The 22,120-nt window shown below is 60.9% G+C and carries 17 protein-coding genes, 2 tRNA genes and 1 pseudogene; 16 read left to right on the forward strand and 4 right to left on the reverse strand.

Annotated elements, in window-relative coordinates:
• Positions 1–762 precede the first annotated feature (762 nt).
• Positions 763–2,439, forward strand: coding sequence for an IS21 family transposase (istA, locus tag AC1DNG_RS00560; RefSeq protein ID WP_476886661.1), 1,677 nt, complete (start codon positions 763–765; stop codon positions 2,437–2,439).
• Positions 2,436–3,254 (forward strand): IS21-like element helper ATPase IstB, encoded by an 819-nt coding sequence (gene istB, locus AC1DNG_RS00565; protein ID WP_476886362.1) that lies wholly within the window; start codon positions 2,436–2,438, stop codon positions 3,252–3,254. Before istA ends, istB begins: the two co-directional genes overlap by 4 nt.
• Positions 3,255–3,281: 27 nt before the next feature.
• Here the strand turns inward: istB and AC1DNG_RS00570 are convergent, their stop codons facing one another.
• The gene (locus AC1DNG_RS00570; protein WP_476867089.1) at positions 3,282–3,620 is read right to left on the reverse strand and encodes a hypothetical protein; all 339 of its coding nucleotides are present in this window, start codon (positions 3,618–3,620) and stop codon (positions 3,282–3,284) included.
• A gap of 351 nt (positions 3,621–3,971) precedes the next feature.
• Between AC1DNG_RS00570 and AC1DNG_RS00575 the strand changes: the two genes are divergently transcribed.
• Positions 3,972–6,836, forward strand: a complete 2,865-nt coding sequence (locus tag AC1DNG_RS00575) for a hypothetical protein (RefSeq protein ID WP_476886363.1) — start codon at positions 3,972–3,974, stop codon at positions 6,834–6,836.
• A 341-nt stretch (positions 6,837–7,177) separates the two neighbouring features.
• On the opposite strand, the gene AC1DNG_RS00580 is transcribed toward AC1DNG_RS00575, so the two are convergent.
• Positions 7,178–7,654 carry a hypothetical protein gene (locus AC1DNG_RS00580; protein ID WP_476886364.1) on the reverse strand — a complete coding sequence of 159 codons (477 nt, stop codon included), beginning with the start codon at positions 7,652–7,654 and terminating at the stop codon, positions 7,178–7,180.
• A gap of 331 nt (positions 7,655–7,985) precedes the next feature.
• Between AC1DNG_RS00580 and AC1DNG_RS00585 the strand changes: the two genes are divergently transcribed.
• From AC1DNG_RS00585 to AC1DNG_RS00610, 6 genes and pseudogenes are all read left to right on the forward strand, one after another.
• Positions 7,986–9,482: a type I restriction-modification system subunit M gene (locus AC1DNG_RS00585; protein ID WP_476886365.1), complete on the forward strand. Its 1,497-nt coding sequence runs from the start codon at positions 7,986–7,988 to the stop codon at positions 9,480–9,482.
• Positions 9,479–10,639 carry a restriction endonuclease subunit S gene (locus AC1DNG_RS00590; RefSeq protein ID WP_476886366.1) on the forward strand — a complete coding sequence of 387 codons (1,161 nt, stop codon included), beginning with the start codon at positions 9,479–9,481 and terminating at the stop codon, positions 10,637–10,639. The genes AC1DNG_RS00585 and AC1DNG_RS00590 overlap by 4 nt, the downstream gene beginning before the upstream one ends.
• A gap of 11 nt (positions 10,640–10,650) precedes the next feature.
• Positions 10,651–10,926: pseudogene (locus AC1DNG_RS00595) on the forward strand (winged helix-turn-helix domain-containing protein); the annotation flags it as partial.
• Between the two features lie 99 nt (positions 10,927–11,025).
• Positions 11,026–11,574, forward strand: a complete 549-nt coding sequence (locus AC1DNG_RS00600) for a restriction endonuclease (protein WP_476886662.1) — start codon at positions 11,026–11,028, stop codon at positions 11,572–11,574.
• Positions 11,575–11,701: 127 nt separating this feature from the next.
• Positions 11,702–15,118: a DEAD/DEAH box helicase family protein gene (locus AC1DNG_RS00605; RefSeq protein ID WP_476886367.1), complete on the forward strand. Its 3,417-nt coding sequence runs from the start codon at positions 11,702–11,704 to the stop codon at positions 15,116–15,118.
• 41 nt (positions 15,119–15,159) lie between these two features.
• Positions 15,160–15,903: a hypothetical protein gene (locus AC1DNG_RS00610; protein WP_476886368.1), complete on the forward strand. Its 744-nt coding sequence runs from the start codon at positions 15,160–15,162 to the stop codon at positions 15,901–15,903.
• Positions 15,904–16,917: 1,014 nt separating this feature from the next.
• Here AC1DNG_RS00610 and AC1DNG_RS00615 read toward each other — a convergent pair.
• Positions 16,918–17,181: a helix-turn-helix domain-containing protein gene (locus tag AC1DNG_RS00615; protein WP_476886369.1), complete on the reverse strand. Its 264-nt coding sequence runs from the start codon at positions 17,179–17,181 to the stop codon at positions 16,918–16,920.
• Between the two features lie 172 nt (positions 17,182–17,353).
• On the opposite strand from AC1DNG_RS00615, the gene AC1DNG_RS00620 reads away from it, so the two are divergent.
• The 4 genes from AC1DNG_RS00620 to AC1DNG_RS00635 all read left to right on the forward strand — a co-directional run bounded on the left by AC1DNG_RS00620 (position 17,354) and on the right by AC1DNG_RS00635 (position 19,598).
• Positions 17,354–17,968 carry a hypothetical protein gene (locus AC1DNG_RS00620; protein ID WP_476886370.1) on the forward strand — a complete coding sequence of 205 codons (615 nt, stop codon included), beginning with the start codon at positions 17,354–17,356 and terminating at the stop codon, positions 17,966–17,968.
• A gap of 7 nt (positions 17,969–17,975) precedes the next feature.
• On the forward strand, positions 17,976–18,221 hold the full coding sequence (locus AC1DNG_RS00625; RefSeq protein ID WP_476886371.1) for a hypothetical protein: 246 nt from the start codon (positions 17,976–17,978) through the stop codon (positions 18,219–18,221).
• Between the two features lie 2 nt (positions 18,222–18,223).
• On the forward strand, positions 18,224–18,820 hold the full coding sequence (locus tag AC1DNG_RS00630) for a hypothetical protein (RefSeq protein WP_476886372.1): 597 nt from the start codon (positions 18,224–18,226) through the stop codon (positions 18,818–18,820).
• A gap of 223 nt (positions 18,821–19,043) precedes the next feature.
• Positions 19,044–19,598, forward strand: a complete 555-nt coding sequence (locus AC1DNG_RS00635) for a hypothetical protein (RefSeq protein ID WP_476886373.1) — start codon at positions 19,044–19,046, stop codon at positions 19,596–19,598.
• 135 nt (positions 19,599–19,733) lie between these two features.
• Here the strand turns inward: AC1DNG_RS00635 and AC1DNG_RS00640 are convergent, their stop codons facing one another.
• Positions 19,734–20,111 carry a hypothetical protein gene (locus AC1DNG_RS00640; RefSeq protein WP_476886374.1) on the reverse strand — a complete coding sequence of 126 codons (378 nt, stop codon included), beginning with the start codon at positions 20,109–20,111 and terminating at the stop codon, positions 19,734–19,736.
• A gap of 527 nt (positions 20,112–20,638) precedes the next feature.
• On the opposite strand from AC1DNG_RS00640, the gene AC1DNG_RS00645 reads away from it, so the two are divergent.
• The 3 genes from AC1DNG_RS00645 (at position 20,639) to AC1DNG_RS00655 (ending at position 21,977) form a co-directional block, all read left to right on the forward strand.
• A tRNA-OTHER gene (locus tag AC1DNG_RS00645) sits at positions 20,639–20,715 on the forward strand.
• A gap of 165 nt (positions 20,716–20,880) precedes the next feature.
• Positions 20,881–20,958, forward strand: a tRNA-Arg gene (locus AC1DNG_RS00650).
• Between the two features lie 62 nt (positions 20,959–21,020).
• Positions 21,021–21,977: a DUF4429 domain-containing protein gene (locus AC1DNG_RS00655; RefSeq protein ID WP_476886375.1), complete on the forward strand. Its 957-nt coding sequence runs from the start codon at positions 21,021–21,023 to the stop codon at positions 21,975–21,977.
• The last annotated feature ends 143 nt before the right edge of the window (positions 21,978–22,120 follow it).

The raw sequence follows: 22,120 nt of genomic DNA on the forward strand, positions 1-22,120 counted from the left end.
GAGGGTACTGTCTCCGGGGCCCGATTCTCCACCAAGGGTGGTCATGGCTGGAACGAGCAGTGCGTGCGCGCTACTTTGGGGCCCTCTTTGAGCGATTTTACGGGCTATGCGGAGGAGAACGGCAGTAGTGAGAGATGGATTGGGGCCGGGTGAGCGCCAAACACGCGTGATCGAGGCGCTGGAGCCCCGAAGTCCAAAACTCGCGGGCATGTATAGAACGGCACAAGAGATACTAGTCACCACGGCCAGTCCTGGCTGCGAGAGTGCGCGAATCTCGACCATCTGTCACTGCATGCGCGAGTTGATGAGCGGACTCCCGGCCGTGATGTCTGACTTTGCTATTCCCCGGCCCAACCCGTCGTCAGCATCCTTGATGAAGCAACTTCCCGGGCTACTGACAGCGCACCCCGATGCCGATTTGGGACTCGATCAAGACCTTGTGCCCGTCCCGCGTGCGGTTGCCCGGGTGCTTGCGTCTCTAGTCAGCGCAGTTACCCAGGAAGAAGGACGTAACCGTGCCAATACTGCAGCACTTGTGACGGGAGAGTCAGATGCCGACCACCCGGCAATCGCCCAATGGTTGGACGCATACCAGTTTTTTCTGAGTTGGACACACTGGCTGTGACAGGTTTGGATGGCCCCGGTAGGACGGTTATTTCTGGCCCCACTTCGTGACTCGCCGGGCACCTGTGACGGTTATTTGTGGCCCCACCTTCAACGTTGGATCCATCAGTGGATGGATGCGGCGGAAGGCTGGTCTGGATGGAGTCGAGAGTGGAGTTGTTCGCGCGGATTCGGAGGGACGCCCGGGTTGAGGGCTTATCGGTTCGTGCGTTGGCGGTCCGGTACGGGGTTCACAGGCGAACGGTGAGGCAGGCGCTGGATTCAGCTGCCCCTCCGGAGCGTAAACAGAGACAAGGCGTGTCCTGGAGGCTGGAGCCGTTCAAGGGCGCGATCGACGCGATGCTGATCGAGGACACGACGGCGCCGCGGAAGCAGCGCCATACTGCACGCAGGATTCTGGCCCGGCTCATCGAAGAGCACGGTGCGCAAGAGCTGTCGTATTCCACGGTGCGTGATTACGTCAGGGTCCGCCGGGCCCAAATTGATGTGGAGGCCGGACGCCGCGTTGAGGTGTTCATTCCCCAGGAACACGCACCGGGTGCTGAGGCTGAGGTGGACTTCGGCGAGGTCTATGTCGTGCTGAACGGCGTGAAGACGAAGTGCCACATGTTCATTTTCCGGTTATCGCATTCGGGCAGGGCCATCCATCGGATCTACCCGACCCAGGCCCAGGAAGCCTTTCTTGAAGGGCACGTCGAGGCTTTCAAGGTTCTGGGCGGCGTCCCGACTAAACACATCCGCTATGACAACCTCACCAGTGCTGTCACCGCGGTGGTGTTCGGGCAGGGCCGGCAGCGCCGGGAGAACGACAGATGGGTGTTGTTCCGTTCGTTCTACGGCTTCGATCCCTTCTATTGCCAGTCCGGCATCGCAGGGGCCCACGAAAAGGGCGGGGTTGAGGGTGAGGTGGGCTGGTTCCGCCGCAACCGGCTTTCACCGATGCCTGTTGCTGACTCCCTGGACGAGCTCAACGACCGGATACGGGCTTGGGAAGCTCAGGACGTGAACCGGCGGATCAATGACAGGATCCGCACGATAGGCCAGGACTTCGAGATTGAACGGCCGTTTCTGGCCCCGTTGCCGGCGGAGGAATTTGATCCGGGTCTGGCGCTGAACCCGAGGGTCGACAGGTCCTCGATGGTCACGGTCAGGATGGTGAAGTATTCCGTCCCGGCCCGGTTCATCGGGCGGAGGGTCAGGGTCTCATTGCGGGCGTCCGAGGTTGTGGTGTTCGATGGCCGCACCGTGGTCGCCAGGCATCAGCGGCTCGCCGCCCGGTCCGGTCAGTCGGTCCAGCTGGATCACTATCTCGAGGTCCTCAAAACCAAGCCCGGCGCCCTTCCAGGCTCTACTGCTTTGGCAAGGGCGCGGGAGTCCGGGGCGTTTACCAGCGCGCACGAGGCTTTCTGGGCCGCCTCCCGCCGGGTCAACGGCGACGCCGACGGGACTCGTGAACTCATCGACGTCCTGCTCCTTCACCGGTCGATGGATGCCGGAGACATTCATGCAGGGATCAGTGCGGCGCTGGTAGTGGGTGCGGTCAGCGCCGACGTCGTTGCGGTCGAAGCACGCAGATACGCTACGGCATCTTGCCGGGGTGGGGCCAGGTCCGGCCGTCATCCCGGTGCTCATGCTGAAGAGAAAGTGCAACGGGTTGTCAGTCTCACCCAACGCCGGCTCATGGACCCCGCCGCGGTCATTGCCGGGCTGCCGCCTGATAGCCGGCCACTGCCCTCAGTCCGCGCCTATGACGAGCTGCTGGCCAAACGTTCCGAACACCCTGCAGGAACCGCGTCGAAGGAGAACATCTCATGAGCCCCACCGCACCGGCGACCACCATCACCCCGACCTTGCGCCGGCGGCGAGGCCTGACTGAGCAGGCCGCGGTCGCCGCCGTGGACCAGGCGTGCCGTCGGCTGCGCCTGCCCACGATCCGGGCGGTGCTCGACGAAGCCCTCGCCGTCGCGGGGAAGGAACAACTCTCCTACCAAGGATTCCTGGCCGAATTGCTGCTGGCCGAGTGCGACGACAGGGACCGGCGCTCCTCGATCCGGCGCGTGAAAGCCGCGAACTTTCCCCGGGACAAGTGGCTCGGGGACTTTGACTTCGATGCAAACCCGAACATCAACCCCGCCACCATCCACACCCTGGCCACCGGGGAATGGATCCGCAAAGGACAACCCCTCTGCCTGATTGGGGACTCCGGGACCGGCAAATCCCACCTGCTCATCGGACTCGGCACCGCCGCCGCAGAGAAGGGCTACCGAGTCAAATACACCCTCGCCACCCGTCTCGTGAACGAACTTGTCGAAGCCGCCGATGAGAAGGTCCTGGCCAAGACCATTGCCCGGTACGGCCGGGTGGACCTGCTCTGCATCGACGAGCTGGGTTACATGGAACTGGACCGGCGGGGCGCCGAACTACTGTTCCAGGTCCTCACCGAACGCGAGGAAAAGAATTCCATTGCGATCGCGTCGAACGAGTCATTCTCCGGCTGGACCAAAACCTTCACCGACCCGCGCCTCTGCGCCGCCATCGTGGACCGCCTTACCTTCAACGGCACCATCATCGAAACCGGAACCGACTCCTACCGCCTCGCCCACACCCTCAACCAACAAACTTCGAGCTGACCCTTGTAAGGCACACCTACGTTTGCGTCAGAGTTGAAATATCACTTCGGCGTTCTCGGATTTGAGGGTCAGCGGAGTGCCTAGATCGAACTGGCCATCTGACGGGAAGGCCAGGTCGAGGATTCCTCCGAAGGGGCTGTCTGAAAGCGAGTTGCTATGCGCCAACATCAGCGTCGTGCCGTGTCCATCGGTGAGCGTAAATCCCTCATGCGCCGCTGCAAGAGTTGTCCCGGCCCGATGATGTCTGGATGGAATTCGGGCCTCTGATCTGAGGCGAATGAGGAGATGGGTCTCCGTGGTCTCCAAAGTCTGGACCGTGAGATCCATGCCACTCTGACGGACGACGGTCAAATTGCAGGTGAACATGCCTGCATCCTAAATGTCGACATAGGGGATGTCCCAGTATTTAACCCCCAGACGCTCAAGTCGTGAGGGCCGCGCCCGCCTCTGCGCACGCTTAACCCACAATCAGCGAGCTAAGCCGATGAAGCGGGGCCAGAAATAACCGTCCCACCGGGGCCAAAGATAGTTGACATACTCAACACACTTAGACCGTAATCACGAACAGCAGAGACCCCTCCCCAATAATGAAGCCCTTCAAGCGAAGATTCGTGTTGTGGAGGATGTCATCGAAGTTCGGAGTGCCCTCTTCTTCGAGAACCTGCGTGCGATCGAGGATCTACTGGCTGAGATCAACGATTTCGACGAGGAGAGTGCGTGATGGCAGGCGCTAAACGACCCACCCCTGAGCAGGTAAACGAGGCCTTGCGCCGGATCCCTACGCCGCCACTGCGTCGCGCATTCTTTGAGGGGCTGAAGCATCCTCTATGGGTAGAACCGTTGGCAAAGGCCGGAATTTTTGGTGACCCACCGGAGCCCGAGAGAACCAGCGAGGGTCTCGTTCGAGACCATTACTGGCCCGAGATTGCCTATCTGATCCGGGTCGCGCCGGCCGCACCGAAAGCAGTCGTTGATGTTCTGCTAAAACTCTCCGACAGCAACAACGCTTGGGTCCGGAGAGCGGTTTTTACAATCGGTGCCTCGATCCCAGCGGACGAAGCGGCAAGGCTGAAGCCGATGATCAAATCGTGGGTCGAAACTGGCTTTGGTTTGCGGAGCGACCCTCGTGACATGGTTGGCTTCGCCGTCAACCTACTCCAAGGCGGGCAGTCCAAAGCTGGCAAGTGGATGGCTAATCTCCTGTTTCGACCCAGCGCATCCGAGAACCCGCACAAGCCGAACCTAGCCCTTGACGAATACTGGTACCAGGATGGCCTGCCACGCGTAGTTGAGGCACTCAGTGATGATGGCCTCAAGACCGTCCTGCCTTGGTTGGAAGAATATGAGCGTCAATCGAAGCGCTTTACGGATACGTTCGATATGACAGACATGTCGCGCGAATCGATCCGCGACAAAGCTGACTACCACCCATCTATTGAACACTCGCTCATCGACACAGTCCGGGACCTGGCCTCCAATGCGATGGCACGTGATCCTAAAGCCGCAGCCGCAGTTATGGCTAAGAGTCCTATGAATCTGGCGCGAAAAATTACGCTATATGCGGTCACAGAGGCACTCCGTAGCAGCAGTGCTCGGCCGCCCGCAGAGGCCGAGCATCTGCTGGCTGTCACGGCGCGGCTTGTGGCGGGCGAGGAGTTTTACGATGACTCCTGTCGGATCGAGTTTGGCGAGCTTGCCCGTGAAGTGGCGAGGCACTCCCCGTCCGCACTAGAACCGCTTACTGATTTCATCACCGCGGGACCTCAACTAGACAGAGAGCAGTTGAGGGACCGTCTACGCACGGATGAGGATGACACTCCTGAAAATCTCGATGAACGAGTCCAGGCGGTAGTTGATACTTGGAGGCATAGGTGGCTTTCCGCTGTTGGCAGTGAGGCGTTACCGTCCGCTCTCAAGAGAGTACTTGAGGAACTCGACGCAGGGCGGGGTGTAATCGAATCACCGCTTGCAGCTCTCAACAAAGTGTCAAGCTGGAGCGGGCCAAATAGCCCAATCTCCCAAGATGAGATGTCCGTCATGAGTCCTACGGAGCTCGTGGCACATCTTGAAAGTTGGCACGACACCGGCAATGGCTGGGGGCCCGGGCCATCGCACGAAGGCCAAGGACGGGAGCTATCGTCGCTCATCACCACGAACCCGAGGGCACTCGATGGCATTGAAGGCCTAGCCGATAGGTTACGACCTACTTACCTGCGCGCGGTTCTGCAGGGATGGGAAGCGGCCGTAAAGGCGGGCATTGAACTCGAGTGGCGTTATGTAGCGGACATGAATCAGAAAATACTCGCCCACGGTGACACATCCCTCTTCCCTCAAGAAGGCCGCGACTTCGATGACGACGCTGACTTCCGCGGGACAAAGAAAGCTGCCGTGAACCTGCTCGAGGAACTCGCCCAACAGCGAGAGACTCCAGCAATCCCGGCTGAGTCGGAGAAAGTCTTTGCTGACCTATTGATCGGGGAGGCCGACAGCGAATCCGCCTGGAAGGCTTATGACTCGGACGAGTCCGAGAGTGGTTTGGACCCCCTTACTCTCTCGCTCAACTGGCAATGGCCGACTCGGGTACGCGGTCTGCTCAATCTAATTTCGCACGGCAAGACCACCCCCTGGTATGAGGCGGCGCGCTCAGCTCTAGAGCGTGACATCGAGCGACTCGATAGGCGTGGTGCCTCGCGAGCGGTTATAGGTCAGGCGCTCGGCCGATTGGTGACCGTCGACCCCGACTGGCTCACGCCGAGGATGGAGGAACTGTTTGGGTCAGCCGACGGGTTGTCACGCTCCCAGCAAATCGCATTGACGACCGCCATGGCAGTTCATCGTTATCACGTGGCAATCTACGACCTTCTAACCCCATCCATGATCGCAGCCATCCGGTCAGGCGAGCCTCTCGTTGCAGGCTGGCAGGGCCAGTCTGATCCGCTACAGCGCATTGGGGAGTGGGTCGTCAATGCAATCATCCGCGGCCACAAGACGTTTGAAGATCCCGTCGCTGAAGCATTCTTTGCCACGGCAGAACCTAAAGTTCGTGGAGCAGCTATCGGTCGCATCGCCTGGTCATTCATACATGCCGAATCCGTTGAAGAGGCGATTCGTGATCGGTTTGCAGATCTCTGGGATGCGCGAGTGAAGCACGTCCGCTCACGTCCTGAGGACAAACTAGAGCTGAACGAGTACTACTGGTTTGTCCGGAGTGGCAAGTTCGATGCCTCGTGGTGGCTTCCTCGATTGAAAGAAGCGGTTGAGCTTGATCCGGAACTCGCAAGCCAGCGCTCTATGATCACTAAGCAAATCGCAAGCTGCGCAGATGCTGACCCACGCGGTGCGTTTGAGGTGGCCCGAGCGCTCCTCACGAATCGCGCGCAAGAGGGCATGTCACTCTGGGATCTCAGCCAGAATGCAGTGCCGTTGGTCATCGCTAGAGCAATCGACTCTGGCGATGAACAGCTCAAGCAGGATGCTGTGCTGTTCATGAACAAGCTGGGGGAGAATGGCAACCCAGGTCTCGAGAAGGAAGTCCAAGAAGTGCTGGACGGCAAAATCACCCAGGAGGACGTGAGCGACTAGGCGCACTTCATCCTTCAACACATCCGTCCGGCCGACGCCAGATCTGAACGGACTGCGGAAGGCTGTGTTCTTTGGTGGCGCGCGAAGACCAAACGAAGGACGTCAAGTTCAAGGTCTAGCCTGAATCACTTGTCAGGAGGAATAGCTGGCGGTGTCGTAGCTGCCTCCGACCCGCCTGGCGATGTCGGAATGGTCAACCCTTCTTGTGCTCCACGGCGGCCGTGGTCCTGCATCCTGGCCCACATGGCATGGTGCGCGGGCAGAGGCTTATTCCCGTCGCCCATGGGGCGGTGAAACTAACGAAGAAGTCAGAATGAGCACTAGAGGCGAAGCATCTCCGGCTATGACGTATGCGTGCTCTGCTCAAAATTCTCCACAAATCGTCGCATAGCTCGACTTACAGGCGGATTAAGCCCCACTGTCCCGTACTCCTCTGCTACCTTGCTCCATAGCAGCCAAGCCGGGCCCCTTCGACCACCGCCCCTTTGCACGGGATGAACCCACATCCACTCCACCGCAGTCCCCGCTGCTGTTGTGGTGACCTCCACTGCGCCACAAACCAACGAATAATTTCGCAGGATCTTGGGAGCTGTCACCAGCCAGACGTCTCCGCTGTCTCCAAACGAAGGGGTCCCGAGGTCAAATCCCATCTCGGCCGCGAACTGCCGATACATCCTTTCCACGGCCGGCCATTCGTCTTTGCCAGCACGAAAAACCCTCTCGGCTTGTTTCGCCACCGGGATCATAGTGACAGTGACGTTCAGGTCATCGAAGTCGAGCTCAAAGAGGTCCTCGTCACGTCCAAATCCGTACTCCACTCTGTCCCCTGACCGGCCGCTTGATGAGTCTCCCGCCAAACTATCACCGTGTCTTTGAAGAGTGAGGAGGAGCGCCCGCCAATTGGCACCCGGTCAGCAGGCTTCACCGAGGGGATCGCGCGGTCGAGGAGGGGTTGATCTTCGGAGACATTGGACTTGTTGAAGCTGATCTCGGATCAGGCTATCCATTGAAAGTGGGTCCCGGTCCAGCGGGCACGCATTGATTGGATCGACGTTGCGCTCTAGAAGGGCGGTGACTCGGCCCCTTGACGTCTGGCGCAAGCCTGCGAGGCAGCCGAATCGCCCGTGGAATACCCACTAAACTCGAACGGTGATAACAGGCGAAATTAAATCTCAGGTAGACAAGGTCTGGAACGCGTTCTGGACCGGCGGCATCTCCAATCCTCTGGAAGTAATCGAACAGATCACGTATCTACTCTTCCTGAAGCGCCTGGACGAGAACCAGACGCGCGCGGAGAACAAGGCCAGCCGCACCGGCAAACCGGTCGAGAACCCTGTCTTCCCCAGCGGTCTGGATGAGAAGGGCCGCTCCTACCAGGACTTCCGCTGGAGCAAGTTCAAGAACTTCTCCCGCGACGAGATGTACACGGTTTTCGCAGAGCACATCTTCCCGTTTCTGCGCACCGGGCTGGTCCAGCTGGCCAACGGAGAGGAGTCCTCCTACGCCCAGCACATGAAGGACGCCCGCTTCACCATCCCTAACGCTGGGCTGCTGGAAAAAGTCGTCGACATCATCGACGAAATCCCGATGGACGAGCGCGACACCAAGGGTGACCTCTACGAATACATGCTCGGCAAGATCGCCTCCGCCGGCACCAACGGCCAGTTCCGCACGCCCCGCCACATCATCGACCTCATGGTAAAGATGACAGCACCCCAGCCGCTGGAGGCCATCTGCGACCCGGCGGCCGGCACCGCAGGGTTCCTCGTCCAGGCCGGCGAATACCTCCGGCAGCACAACCCCAACCTGCTAACTACCCCCGAGCAGAGCCGGTTCTTCCACCACAGCCAGTTCCACGGGTACGACTTCGACAGCACCATGCTCCGCATCGGCTCCATGAACATGCTCCTCCACGGAGTGGAAAACCCGGACATCACCTACCGGGATTCGCTGGCTGACCTGCACGGGACCGAGGAGGAAAAATACGACGTCATCCTCGCTAACCCGCCTTTCGCTGGCAGCCTGGACTACGAGAATGTCGCCAAGGATTTGCTCTCCCTGGTCAAGACGAAAAAGACCGAATTGCTCTTTCTCGCCCTGTTCCTGAGGCTGCTCAAGCCCGGAGGCAGGGCCGCGGTGATCGTGCCCGACGGCGTAATGTTCGGCTCCTCCACAGCGCACAAGGCACTCCGAAAAATGCTCGTCGAAAACCACAAGCTCGACGGCGTGGTCAAACTCCCCTCCGGTGTCTTCAAACCCTACGCGGGGGTCTCCACCGCGATTCTGTTCTTCACCAAGACCAATTCCGGTGGCACCGACAACGTCTGGTTCTACGATGTGACCTCGGACGGCTTCAGCCTCGATGACAAGCGCACCCCGCTAGAAACGTCTGACGTCGACGACGTTCTGGCCCGCTGGCAGCAGCGGACGACGCTCGAGGCCGGCCGGGTACGCACCGAGCAGTCTTTCCTAGTCCCCAAATCCGAGATCGTCGAAAACGGCTACGACCTTTCCCTCAACAGGTACAAGGAAGTTGAACACGAGGTCGTTTCGTATGCTGCACCGGCGGAGATTATCGCGGGAATTCAGGCTCTTGAAAACGAAATTGCATCCGGCTTGGCAGACTTGAAGGATTTACTGAAGTGAATTCAACTATTTCCGTTGGCGATATGCTCTGTGAGTTCAAGGAGAAGCTTGGCGACAACGTGGAGCCTGAGGTTCTCACTCTCACAGAGCGCAACGGCTTCGTGGCACAGTCAACCAAATTCAAAAAGCGGTTGGCCGTGGCGGATACCAAATCATACAAGGTTATTCGACGGGGCGATATAGCTTTTAATCCGTACCTTCTATGGGCAGGTGCCGTCGCGCACAACACGGATTGGGAAGCTGGCCTAATTTCTCCCCTTTATCCGACTTTTCGAGTTCGTGAAGGCTATGACTCTACTTTTGTCAGTCGTCTCTTACTGACCGGAAACATGATTGATCGTTACGACACGATTGCATTCGGTTCAGTTCCGAGAAAACGGCGCTCTTCGGTTGAGAATTTTCTTGCTCTTGAAATCCCGAAGCCTCCGCCGTTATTCGAACAACGGCGAATTTCGAACATCCTGGACAAGGCCGACGAACTCCGTAACAAACGCCGAGTGGCTCTAGCTGAGCTAGACAGCCTTACCCAATCCATCTTCCACTCCATTTTTGAACACCCTACTGCTAATGCCGAAAGATGGCCGACAGTAGCCCTAGAATCCGTTGCAAGTCAAATAACCGATGGTGAGCATCAAACGCCAATACGCCAATCCTCGGGAATCAAGCTTCTTTCGGCTCGCAACGTCCGGAATGGGCGGCTCGACGTCGGAAATGTTGACTACATCGATTTGTCTGAATACGAAAGAATTAGCAGACGATGCAGGCCGCAGCGCGACGACGTGCTCATATCGTGCTCAGGTTCCATTGGTCGCGTTGCGGTGGTGGACACGGACGAGAACTTTTCGCTTGTGCGCAGTGTGGCTCTTGTCCGTCCCTATCCGGAGAAATTGTTGTCCAAGTTCCTCGAACAGCAGCTTCTAACCCCTAAGCTACAACGCAAGATGAAGCAGAGTGCCAACGCGTCGAGTCAAGCGAATCTCTTTCAAGGACCCATCCGGAAACTACCCGTAGTTCTGCCACCACTTGAGCTACAGGGGGATTTCGTGGACAAAGCGACCGCTGTTGAACGCTTGAAGGATCAACATCGTGCACAGATGGTTGCGTTAGACGACCTTTTCGCGTCCCTCCAACATCGCGCGTTCATGGGAGAACTCTGATGGGCGAGACTATGTCCTTCACCGCAGATTCGGAAGTGCCGATTTGGCCCCTCTTTGTGGTCCACGTGCTCCGGGTTCTGTCCCCAGGGGAAACCTTGAGTCGCAGGGACGTCGTCTCACGCGTTATTGAGGCATCCGGGCTCTCCGAATCAGCGAGGGCCGAGACACTGGATAGCGGAGGGCGTCGGTCCGAGCATCGGATCGGCTGGGCGCTCAGCCACTTATCGAAGGCTGGTTGGATTGAACGGCCGTCTCGCGCCAACTATCGCCTCACTGAGGCTGGCCAGCAGTGGTTGGCAGAGAATCCCGAGGGCATCCGGGACTTTTCATCTGCGAACTTGGCGTTTGCACGATTCTGGCCCAAGCCAACGAATGGGAAGCCAACGGTGTCAGTTATTGACGAAGCCTTGGTCGTTGACCTTGACCCCATTGAGCAGATCGAATCCGGGATCAACCGCATCCACTCCGACGTCGGTGATGCACTCCTCACACGTCTCCGGGAGAGTCACCCCGATTTCTTCGAGCAAGCGGTGGTCGATCTGCTCCTCAAGATGGGCTATGGCGGAGCCGAGCAGCGAGGGAAGCGTATCGGCGGCAGCAACGACGGCGGCGTCGATGGGGTCATCGATCAGGACGCGCTGGGACTGGACCGCATCTATGTGCAGGCCAAGCGGTACGCCGATGGCAATACTGTGGGCCGTGAAGCTATTCAGGCGTTCGTTGGCGCGCTGCACGGTGTCGGCGCCTCTCGCGGCGTCTTCATCACCACGAGCGCCTTCACCTCCGGCGCACGTGACTACGTGAAAGCAGTCCCGTCGCGCGTCATCCTGATCGACGGCGCCCGGCTCGTCGGGCTCATGATCAAGTACCGGGTCGGAGTCCAGGTGAAGCAGAGCTATGACATTGTCGAGCTCGACGAGGACTTCTTCGAGTAGTTAAACTCCCGGAACTAACTTCTCAATGGCTCTGGTTTGAGTTGAAACCGGTGTTGCCCGGCCATATACCGGGCAACACCATCTAGGCTCCAGAGAGAAGATCAACAGAGGAGTGGCATTGGGGGATGTGAACAGCAACTTCGCTGTACTGCAGGCGGAGTGGCCGGGAATCGCGAAAGAAGCCCGGCTGGCCGAGCGGTATGCACGGCGGGACCCGCGGTCCTCGCTTCTCTATGCGCGGCGGTCCGTCGAAGCGCTGCTGGCTTGGCTGTACGACGCTGACGACTCCCTCACCTTGCCCTACAAGAGCGATCTCAACGGCCTGATGTCGGAACCGACATTCAAGCGGCTCGCTGGCGAAACGATCGTCAGCAAGTTCCACCTCATCCGCCGGGTGGCGAACAGCGCCATCCACACCAACGCTGCCATCACCGTCCAGCATTCTGAGCAGACCAACCGGGAACTCTTCCACGTCTGCATCTGGCTGGCGCTTCGCTACACCCGGGATCCAGCCAACCGCCCGGCTTCAACTGTTGCATTCAACGGACAGTTCCTCAGCCCGACGCCGAAGCCGGGCATTACGGTGCCCGCCGAGAAGCCCCGCACTGCGGACCAGACGGCCAAACTTGCCGAAGATCTGGCGGCCAAGGACGCTGCGCTGGCCGTTCAGAAGCAGGACAACGAGCAGTTGCACGCCCAGCTTGCGGCCCTGCGCGCACAGATCGCCCGGGCGAAGGAAGGAAACAAGAAGCTCCCGGACGGACACGACTACTCAGAAGCCGAAACCCGGGTCTACATCGACCTCTATTTGAGCGAAGCAGGATGGGCGCTGGACAAGGCCGAAGACCGCGAATTCGAAGTCCACCACATGCCCACCCACGCCGGACCCGCCATTGGAACCGGGTTCGTGGACTACGTACTGTGGGGATCCGACGGCAAGCCACTCGCCGTCGTCGAGGCCAAGCGGTCTTCCAAGTCGCCGTACGAGGGCCAGCAGCAGGCCAAGCTCTACGCCGACGCGCTTGAGACGGAGAAGGGGCAGCGCCCGGTTATTTACTACAGCAACGGCTACGAGCACTGGATCTGGGACGACGTCTCCGGCTATCCGCAGCGGCCGGTCCAGGGCTTCCACACACGCGACCAGCTCCAGCTCATGGTGGACCGCCGCACGACCCGGAAACCCCTCTCCACGGCGGCCATCAATACCGAGATCGCCGGACGCAGCTATCAACAGGCCGCCATCCGGGCCGTCACCGACGCTCTGGAAAAGGACAAGGAACGCAAGGCGCTGCTGGTGATGGCGACCGGCTCCGGCAAGACGCGCACCGTCGTCGCGCTCTCCAGCCTGCTGATGCAGGCGAACTGGGCCAAACGCGTACTGTTCCTGGCCGACCGTGTCGCCCTGGTGGACCAGGCCGCCCGCGCCTTCAAAACCAACCTGCCCGGGTCCTCCCCGGTGGTCCTGGGCCGCGATGTGGAGGCGGACAGCCGCATCCACATCGCCACCTATCCGACGATGATGAACCTGATCAACGAACGGACGGACGACGGCACGGTCCTGAAGCAACAGTTCGGAATCGGCCACTACGACCTGATCATCATCGATGAGGCCCACCGCTCCGTGTACCAGAAGTACCGGGCCATCTTCGATTACTTTGATGCGTATCTGGTGGGCTTGACAGCCACGCCGCAGTCCGAAGTGGACCGCAACACCTACTCCCTGTTCGACATCGAGGACCACGTCCCCACGTTCGCCTATGAGTTGACGCAGGCCATCTCCGACGGCTACCTCGTACCGCCCCGGACCGTGTCCATTCCGCTGAAGTTCCCGGTCGAAGGAATCCGCTACGAGGAACTCTCGGAGGAGGAAAAGGAGGAATGGGACTCCGCCGAATGGGACGAGGACGGGGAGGTCCCCGACGCCGTGGATCCGGCCATCCTGAATACCTGGCTGTTCAACGCCAACACCGTGGACAAGGCACTCGAGGTGCTGATGACCCGCGGGCACAAGGTCGCCGGGGGAGACCGGCTTGGGAAGACGATCATCTTTGCCAAGAACCAGAAGCATGCCGAATTCATCGCAGAACGGTTCAACATCAACAACCCGCAGTACGGGGGCGCCTTCGCGAAGATCATCACGCACAGCGTCAACTACGTCTCCACCCTGATCGACGCCTTCGCCCGCACCGAGGATAGTCCACACATTGCCGTGTCGGTGGACATGCTGGACACCGGTATCGACGTGCCCGAAGTGGTCAACCTGCTCTTCTTCAAGGTGGTGCGCTCCAAGACAAAGTTTTGGCAAATGGTGGGGCGCGGCACCCGACTCAGACCGGAGCTGTACGGACCGGGTGAGGACAAGCAGGACTTCTTTATCTTTGACGTCTGCCAGAACATTGAATATTTCAACGCCGAGCTGCCCGGTTCCGAAGGGTCCCTTGGACAGTCCCTGGCGCACCGCAGCTTCGCCGTCCGGACACAGCTGCTGGCCGAAGCCCGCACTGCCGGGCTCGACGGCGACTTCGTGCCGGCGCTCCAGGCCGGCCTGATGGGCCAGGTAGCGGGGTTGCCCCGGGAGAACTTCTTGGTGCGCCCCCAGCTGCAGTGGGTGGAGAAGTTCGCCACCGCCGACTCGTGGGCCGCACTCGGCACCCAGGACCTGACGGACCTGCAGACCAAGCTGGCCCCCTTGGCGACGCTGGCCTCCGCCGCCGACACGGAGGAAGCCAAACGCTTCGACCTGCTGATGTACCAGGCACAGCTGGCTTCCCTGACCTCTGCCGCCGCCGTCGAGCCGCACCGCAAGAAAATCGTCGAAATTGCATCCGCGCTGCAGGACCAACCAAACATCCCCGCCATCGCCGCCCAGATGCTGCTCATCCAGTCGATTCTCGAGGGCGGAGAATGGGGCCAGGTCTCGCCGCAGTGGCTCGAGCTGATCCGCGTGCGGCTCCGGGCGCTGGTGCACCTGATCGAGAAGAAGCGCCGCAAGGTGGTCTACACAAACTTCGAAGACACCCTCGGCGAGATTGTCGAGGGTGAGCTAAAGGGGACCGTGACCGGATCGGTTGATCTGGCCCGGTATCGGGAGAAGGCCCGGATGTACCTCCAGGGCTTTCTGGACCACATGGCCATCCATCGCCTCCGCCGCGGGCTGCCCCTGACCGAGACCGACCTTGCTGAACTCCAGCGCATGCTGATTGAGAGCGGCGCGGGTTCACCCGAGGAACTTGAAGCGGCCACCGCGGAAGCCGAGGGCCTTGGGCTGTTCGTCAGGTCCTTGGTGGGCATGGACCGCCAGGCGGCGTTGGATTCCTTGTCCGAGTTCGTGGGGGACAAGACCCTCAATGCCAACCAGCTGCACTTCGTCGACATGATCGTCCAGCAACTCACCGAGAACGGCGTCGTGGATGTCGGCGCGCTGTACGAATCGCCCTATAGCGACGCTGCTCCTGCCGGGCCGGAGAGCCTGTTCCCGGAGGCGGATGTGGATCTGCTGGCCGAAGCGCTGAACCGGGTGCGCGTTTCGGCGATGGTGGGGTAACTGCCACCGTGGCTAGGTCAGATGCAGGGAAGGAAGTGTCTGTGGAAGCTATGCCCAGTCTTGCCATGTCAATGGTCGGAAAGCTGCTTGAGGAAGTCTCGTGGGAACAAACCACCAGCTACCGTCAAGGCGGCCGGGGACGGGAGAACGTATTGAGCGCAGAAGTCATGATGGCACTAGACTTCCTTCCCCGCGACCGCTTCCTCGGTGCCGTAATTCGTGCCGCCAAGGGTGCCGACAACGCCAGGAATGTCCTGATCAATGAGATCGAAGACGCCGAACTTCGATTCCTGCCCGGGGATATGACGCTCGCCCCGAACCGGCCAGGAAATGACCAGCTCGTGGTGCAGCCAGACGCTCTCATCACGTCAACGAGCTCTTTTGTCCTCGTTGAGGCCAAGCGTGTTAGAGCGAGTTCATTCCAGCCAGAGCAGCTGGCAAAGGAATACTCGGCAACGATTGCGCATGCCGGAACTCGCACTCCTTTGATTTTGCTACTCGGTGCAGAGCCTCCAGTTCTTGTTCGAGGCCGTGGCCGAATGGGCCTTGAACAGGCCATCTCGTCCGAACTTGAGTCTGTTCTTCTTCGCGCCAACAACGAGCACCTAATGATGGACCGGATGGTTGAACAGATTCCCGAAGTATTCTGCTGGATCACCTGGGCGGAACTTTCGGCTGTGGTCGGCTGTCAGGCCGCCTGCTTCTCCTCGGCGGACCCGTCCGTCAACGCGTCCGTCCGGCGCCTCGCAAAGTCCGTATGCTCGTCAATTGCCTGGCACGGGTAGCCGAACTCAGGCGTTTTCCTTTTTGCGAAGCGCGGCCGAACACCGGGAGGGTAGGGCCGCGACGTCGAACTACGTGCCGCGGATGACGAGCGGTTCGATGCGAAGTGGAGTTTGACCAGCTCTGTCTATCCCTGCCTCCGTTTGGAGCTGTGCGGAGGACCCTGCCGCCCCCGGTTGGCACAACCTTCCAGTTCGCCGGAGAGGGGCGGCGCCTGGTCCTCCTCCCCGGCCCTCCTAGCCGGCTTGAAAGACTCCGATTTGGGTTTCCCCGTCGCTGTGATAAAGGGGGCCTGGCGGCTTGGCCTCGGGGTGGAGACGTTCTTTGCTGCGTCCGCCGGGCTGGTCGGCTGCGGGCCCTGCAGTTCCGTAGAGCAGGCATAGCCTTCCTTGCCGTTTGTCGCCATGACGCGCACGAGGACCGGAGCTACGGGGCTGTCGCCCTGCACGTCGTAGGTCTGGCCGCTGTCGTTGATTGGCCATGACGGAACCGGCGCGTAGGAAGGTGTGCACGCTTCCTGGCTGGTGCACGGCAGCGCAATCCAACCCGGCTGGCCCGCAATTGCGAACGCTCCCGTCCCCAAGGCCAGGGATCCTGCTGTAATAAGACCGATCGCGAACATGCGGCGCTTCCTTGGGGGAGCGGTGTCTTTCCTGACGGCTGCCACCAGGAGGCTCCTGACGGCGCGCCTGCGCTTTTCATCAAACTGAACATCCGAGCTCCTGGTGTGCTCCTGGCAAGGTCTGAGTGGTGGGGGAGGGAGGTCATCTTCTCCGCGAGCTTTGCTTTCGCCGGCTTAGGTGGGACTTCACGGTGCCGGCGGGATGTCCAGCACTTGACCGGCGTCAGCCATGGAGAATCCCTCGAGTACGCACAGGGTCAGAATCTCCTGGTCCTGATGTCAAGGACCATGAAAGGCGGAGCGGGCGGCGGCGACCGATTGGGCCCTCGCAAGCCGCTCCGCCGATTGCCCAGTGAGGGAGGGAGAAGCCATGACGTCCAGCATGTGCCATGACCTACTCAGGTGGTGCTACCGCTTCATTGAGAAGATCTCCCGGCCTGACGCTAAGCACCTCGGCGATCCCGACAAGAGTTGACGCCCTGGGGTTGGAACCGGGCAGGGGGTTTCCCGGTGATCCCCGACCTGCCTCTATGAGCTGCATCTGGTTCTTCGTAATCCCCGCACGGTGCGCCAAGGATTCCTGCGTTAGACCGTTCAGCAGCCGCAGCTCCCGGATCCGTAGTCCAAGTTGGAGCGAGTGTTGTTTGGTCCAGGGCATGCATTGAACATGTCAATATGGCCCAATACAATCGACCCTATATATAAGGATTTTTCCGCAGCGGACGTGACGCTCGTCTCACAGCGTGTCGCGGCCAACGGAACGCATAGTCCGACCGGCTGCCGGACACCTAGCGCCTCAGGCCATGGCATCACCAGGAAGAGGACCGGCGGTGGTTCAACTCAGCGTTAAACAGCTGGTGGAAATCCTGCATGCGGGTCGGGAGATCGCTTTCGACCGGGTCTGGATGGCCGCAGACACTGCTATGGGGCGCTTTGCTGGGCGGGTGGAGCTGTATCTGATCGTGCGGGTGGGCCCCGGCCGTACGGTGTCCGTGAAGACGGTGCGCTGGTTCAGTGCGGCCGTGGAGCGGATCGTACCCGGAGCCACTGTCGGGGTGGATGGGATCGGGGACCTCGACGGCTTGGGCGATCCGGCAGCCCGTGAGGTCCTGCTTCACATGGCGGAGCTGACAGACCGCCTCACCGACGGCAACGAGGGTCTCTGGCAGGTCATCACCGCCTCTGGCACGGTGTATCTCCTGGACCTGGGCCCGGACAGGCGCACCCTGACTCGCCTGCCTGGCCGGGAGAAGCCGAAGGGAGACTACGCCCGGATCCCGGTGGCCGACCTCCGGCGGGACGGGGAAACCCTGCCCCTGCTGGCTATCGGGCAGCTGCAGCTCGGCCAACCCGGAGCCCTGCTCCTCGACGTGCGCAGGGACGGCATTCCCACGGTCCGCAATACCACCACGGTAGTTTCGATCGAACGGCTTAACGGGGGATGAGACAGCCATGGAACTGACTGCTTGGGTGTCGAGATCCGGGGACTGGTGGACCGTGGAAGTGCCCAAGGTGCCTGGACTGGTCACCCGGGCGCGCCACGTCTACGAGGTGGTCGATGCGGTCGCCGCGGAGTACAAACTCCTGACCGGTGAACTACCGGAACCCTTCCTGGTGGCGCTGGAGGTTGATTACGGCAGTTCGTGGCTGCACCGGCCGCCGTGGCCTGTGCGAAGCAGGTGGAGGGAAATGTGGTGAGCATGGAGCAGGATGAAAGCGCCGGCGAAGTGCCGTTGGGATACAAGTACGAGGGCAGGCGTCTCACGCCGCAGATCATGGCGGACTTGGCCAGGAACCTAGTGCAGGAGCCGGTCTTCCGCCGCACTGCACTGGGAAAGATCCGGGAGTACCATCTGGCAAGAGGCGGGGCGCCGACCGAGACGGACATCATGACCTTGATCAAGAAGGCTGTGACCATACTGGCGCGTGCGGGGTTGCTTGAGGGAGCGGGCAAGCCCGGCTGGTGGCGGTGGCAGACAGGGGCAAACGTCCCGGCCGGCCTGCAGATCGGCCCCGGCCCCTGGCCCAACTCCGGCGTCTTTGCGGGCAGTGAACTCGAAGCGGCCAATAAGGAAACCAGCGAGGGCCAGGGGCCCGGCCGCGTGTATGTTTATTATTTCCCCAGCTACAAGGAGCTGGCCATCCGAAAGAAGGAAGCGCGGTGGCCGGTGAAGGTTGGGATGACGTCCACCAGCAATTCCTCTACCCGGGTGTTGAACCAACAGGGCACCGCCATGCCTGAAACTCCCGTGGTTGGCTACGAATGCCTGACGAACACACCTCGCAAACTGGCCTGAAAGTTCCCAAGGCAGACAGAAAGCGGGCCGGATAACCGGCCCGTTTTCCTGAGCGGCGCAGGAAGCACCATGGCAGGGAGTCGAAAGGAATGAACTCCCTGGCACTACCTTCACTTCAGCACCAGGCTGATCTGATGGAACCCGGTGAGACGATGTTGACGCCTGGCTCTCGAAGACCATGTGTGCGGCGTCCGGGGCAACGCTCACCGTTAGACTCCGTGCCATGGAATCTTCAAGAGACGATCTCTCCCAGGCACGCACTGACGCCCAAGCAACCGTGCCCTACCCGGAGCCCGCCCTCGGCCCGGAGTGGCGCAAGTTCATGGAGAGACGTGCGATCGTTGCCTTTGCCCTGGGAGAGGGGCACCCCGAGTATTTTCAGGCCCTCCGCGAGAGGGACCTGTTCACTGACAAGGATGCGCTCGAAGAGCAGGAGATGCTCGCGGCTGAGCAGGAGCACCTGACTGCCGGTCAGGAGTATCTGACCACCGATATGGTTCCCGACGGCGAGGGCGGCGTAGCCTTCTCCATTGGGCTGAACGTGCCGAAACATAAAGAGGCCGCGATCAATGCCGCAATCAAGTCCCTCGGGGACCGCAGCGGGGACGATGTGGGCTCGATCAGCGCCGACCTGTCAGCGGCCCTCAAAGAGCGGGGTTACTGGATCGAAGCACCCTACATTGCCGACATGGCCGCGTCGCTGGCTGCCGGTGAGGATTTGATCGTCGGGGTTGATTCCGGCCCCGAGCGCCCGGAACACTCCGAGCGCGCCTGGTAGCGACGGTCCGGCTCAGCCCGGGCAGAAAAGAAGCCGGGGCCGGATCATCCGGCCCCGGCTTCGGGTTGGCGCAGGCCGCTCCGTTTGGAGCGAAATGGGGGTCTCCCACCCCCGTGGCATGCCCGGAGCCGGGCGTCAGTCGACGGTGTAATTCAGGCAGTAGTTCTTGAACTTCTCGATTTGTTCCTTGGATTCGGACTCGCTCTGCTCCTTGCCGTCGATGCGGTCGAGAACGAATTGAGCAGTGGTCTTCACGTCGCCAGGACCGCTCTCGGCTAAATTCCTGAGGGTCTTGTCCACCTCCGAGTATGTGCTCGCATTGACTGGCATATCGCCGTTGAGCAGACGGCCCATGATCCCGCAGCTGGCAATCGCCTTGTTCCTGGATTCAGCGGATTCGGAACTGGGCGAAGGAGATGGCGTGCTGGATAACGCGGCGCAGCCGGTGAGCATGATGAGAAGGGCAGCGGTGGCGAGGGCGACAGGTTTGTGCAATGGATCGTCTTTCAGCAAAGTGATGGTTTCCGAATCCTACCGACAGGACTGCTGTGCCGGCGGGAACCGCAGCATGTCGGGCGCCTACGGCTCTGCGGTGCCCGGCTGCCGTCTCAGCCAGTCTTCAGTCGTCGAAGCTGGTGACATGTTCGCAAACCGGGGTAGGCGCTGATTTCGGCCAGGAGCTTCTGACGGTCGGCGTATTCACGGCCGTTTCTGTCATTGACGATCCAGATAGACCGAGCGGCCGGCACTACTGCGGCAGTCGACTACAGGGCCCGACACGCCGGCGACCGATCAGGAGTTTGCCGCCCTTGAATGCTGATGCTCTCCTGTGAGTTCCTTCATCGAGCCGAGTACGTTCGCCACGGTCGCCGACGGACCTTGAGTCATTCGTGCTTGTGGGCCCACCTGCCGCATGGATAACGATAGTGGCGCCGTATGGGTGACGGTCGACACCGGCAAGGCCGGCCACGGAGCCGTACCCCTCGTCGGTACCAAGACGCGGTGCGGGACCAAAATCTTTCGGGCGCCTACCCGGTGGTTCTGCTGTAGCTCAGTTGGTTAAAGCGCTCGGCCGCCGCTAGCTGGGAAGTCCCTGGTTAAAGTCCAGGCAGCGGACCGTAGCCGGATACCCAGTCCCGGCCGAGGGAAGCCGCCCGTCAGGGCTCACGCGAAGCATATTTGGCGGGTGTGGACCCGGCTCCGCACAGGACCGGAACAACACCGCATTAGTACCGAGGTAGGGATTCGGTGCTGCCACTGTGTTGACCTGCAACGCCGGGATGCCCCTGTAGCCTCAATCGGATAGAGCACCGGTTTCCTAAACCGAGGGTTGCAGGTTCGAGTCCTGCCGGGGGCACCACTGCCACACCGTCCGGTGTGGGCGTCCGTGTTGGGCGCTGGAAGAAAGCTAGGATTCGACGCATGAATCTCAAATGCATTGAAGGCAGCGCGGCCCTGACAGAGGACACGGTCGTCTTGACCTTCGACAGCACGGTCGCCGTAGCGGCTAAGAAGGCCCTCGGCCGCCGCATCATTCCGTTGAAGCATGTGCGCGAGGTGGACTTTGTCGCCCCCACTGTGTGGAAACCCGGCCACCTTCGCATCATCATGGGCGCCGACCAGGAACGCGTGCATTCGATGAACGACACTTTCGCGGTCGTGCTGGGTGCGGGCCGGCGCCTCAAAGAGGCCCAGGAATTCGCAGCCCGGCTGCAGCAAGCCGTTGAAGCGGTGGAGTACGAAGCGCCGGAGCCACCCACGACTGAAGCTGAATCCATGGAGCCGCCCGCGGCTGGAGCAGGTGCCCCTAAGCCGAAGGCGTCCTTCAAAGACTTCATGAACGGACTTGCAGAGGCAAGTGCCGCCCTCGATGAGGCCGTGAAGAGCAGCGGTTCATTCCGCGGCATTACTCTCTCCGGGCGGACCCTCCGCAAGGGAACCAAGTCGTGGCCGGTCGGCGAATGCGAGATCGTCATCGACGCCGGAGCGAACGTCGGTTCCCGAGTGACGGCGACCCGGGTTGCCACCGGCGCGCTGCTGGCCGGGCCGGCCGGCGCCTTGATCGGGTCGATCGCCAAGAAAGACCGAAGCGCGGTGTACATGACGGTGATCACGCCGGACGACATGTTCTTTGAGCAGGTCTCCGGGCTTGATGAGGCCAAGGCCCGTGAATTCGCGACCAAGGTGAAGCGGGCCAGCATGCTGGACGTGAAGGAGAAAGCCGGCGCCGGCAAGGACGATGCAGCCCGGGCCGCGGCAGCCGTGCCGCCTCCGCCGCCCGCCGGTGTTCCGGCCGGCTGGTACCCGCGCGGCGACGTTCAAGAATACTGGGACGGTACTGCCTGGACAGGGAATACCGCCCCGCTCGCACAGGGCTGACCTGGCGGGTCCTTGTCCTGGTGAGCCCGGTGGCCGCCTCCGTACACATGGGGTGAGGCCGCGGAGACGCTGCGGCCCGCGAGGAGGACACAGTGACGCCTTCCAACGAAGGCATCCTGTGTGCGGCGGGCGGCGGACCGGGC

This window comes from Arthrobacter sp. 01T425 (assembly GCF_056398725.1).

What these genes read in the sequence shown, in the direction of transcription:
- istA (WP_476886661.1), top strand. Translation starts at nt 763, where the DNA reads ATGGAGTCGAGAGTGGAGTTGTTCGCGCGGATTCGGAGGGACGCCCGG.
- AC1DNG_RS00615 (WP_476886369.1), bottom strand. Translation starts at nt 17,181, where the DNA reads ATGCCCTGGACCAAACAACACTCGCTCCAACTTGGACTACGGATCCGG.
- AC1DNG_RS00570 (WP_476867089.1), bottom strand. Translation starts at nt 3,620, where the DNA reads ATGTTCACCTGCAATTTGACCGTCGTCCGTCAGAGTGGCATGGATCTC.
- AC1DNG_RS00635 (WP_476886373.1), top strand. Translation starts at nt 19,044, where the DNA reads ATGGAATCTTCAAGAGACGATCTCTCCCAGGCACGCACTGACGCCCAA.
- AC1DNG_RS00655 (WP_476886375.1), top strand. Translation starts at nt 21,021, where the DNA reads ATGAATCTCAAATGCATTGAAGGCAGCGCGGCCCTGACAGAGGACACG.
- AC1DNG_RS00630 (WP_476886372.1), top strand. Translation starts at nt 18,224, where the DNA reads ATGGAGCAGGATGAAAGCGCCGGCGAAGTGCCGTTGGGATACAAGTAC.
- istB (WP_476886362.1), top strand. Translation starts at nt 2,436, where the DNA reads ATGAGCCCCACCGCACCGGCGACCACCATCACCCCGACCTTGCGCCGG.
- AC1DNG_RS00625 (WP_476886371.1), top strand. Translation starts at nt 17,976, where the DNA reads ATGGAACTGACTGCTTGGGTGTCGAGATCCGGGGACTGGTGGACCGTG.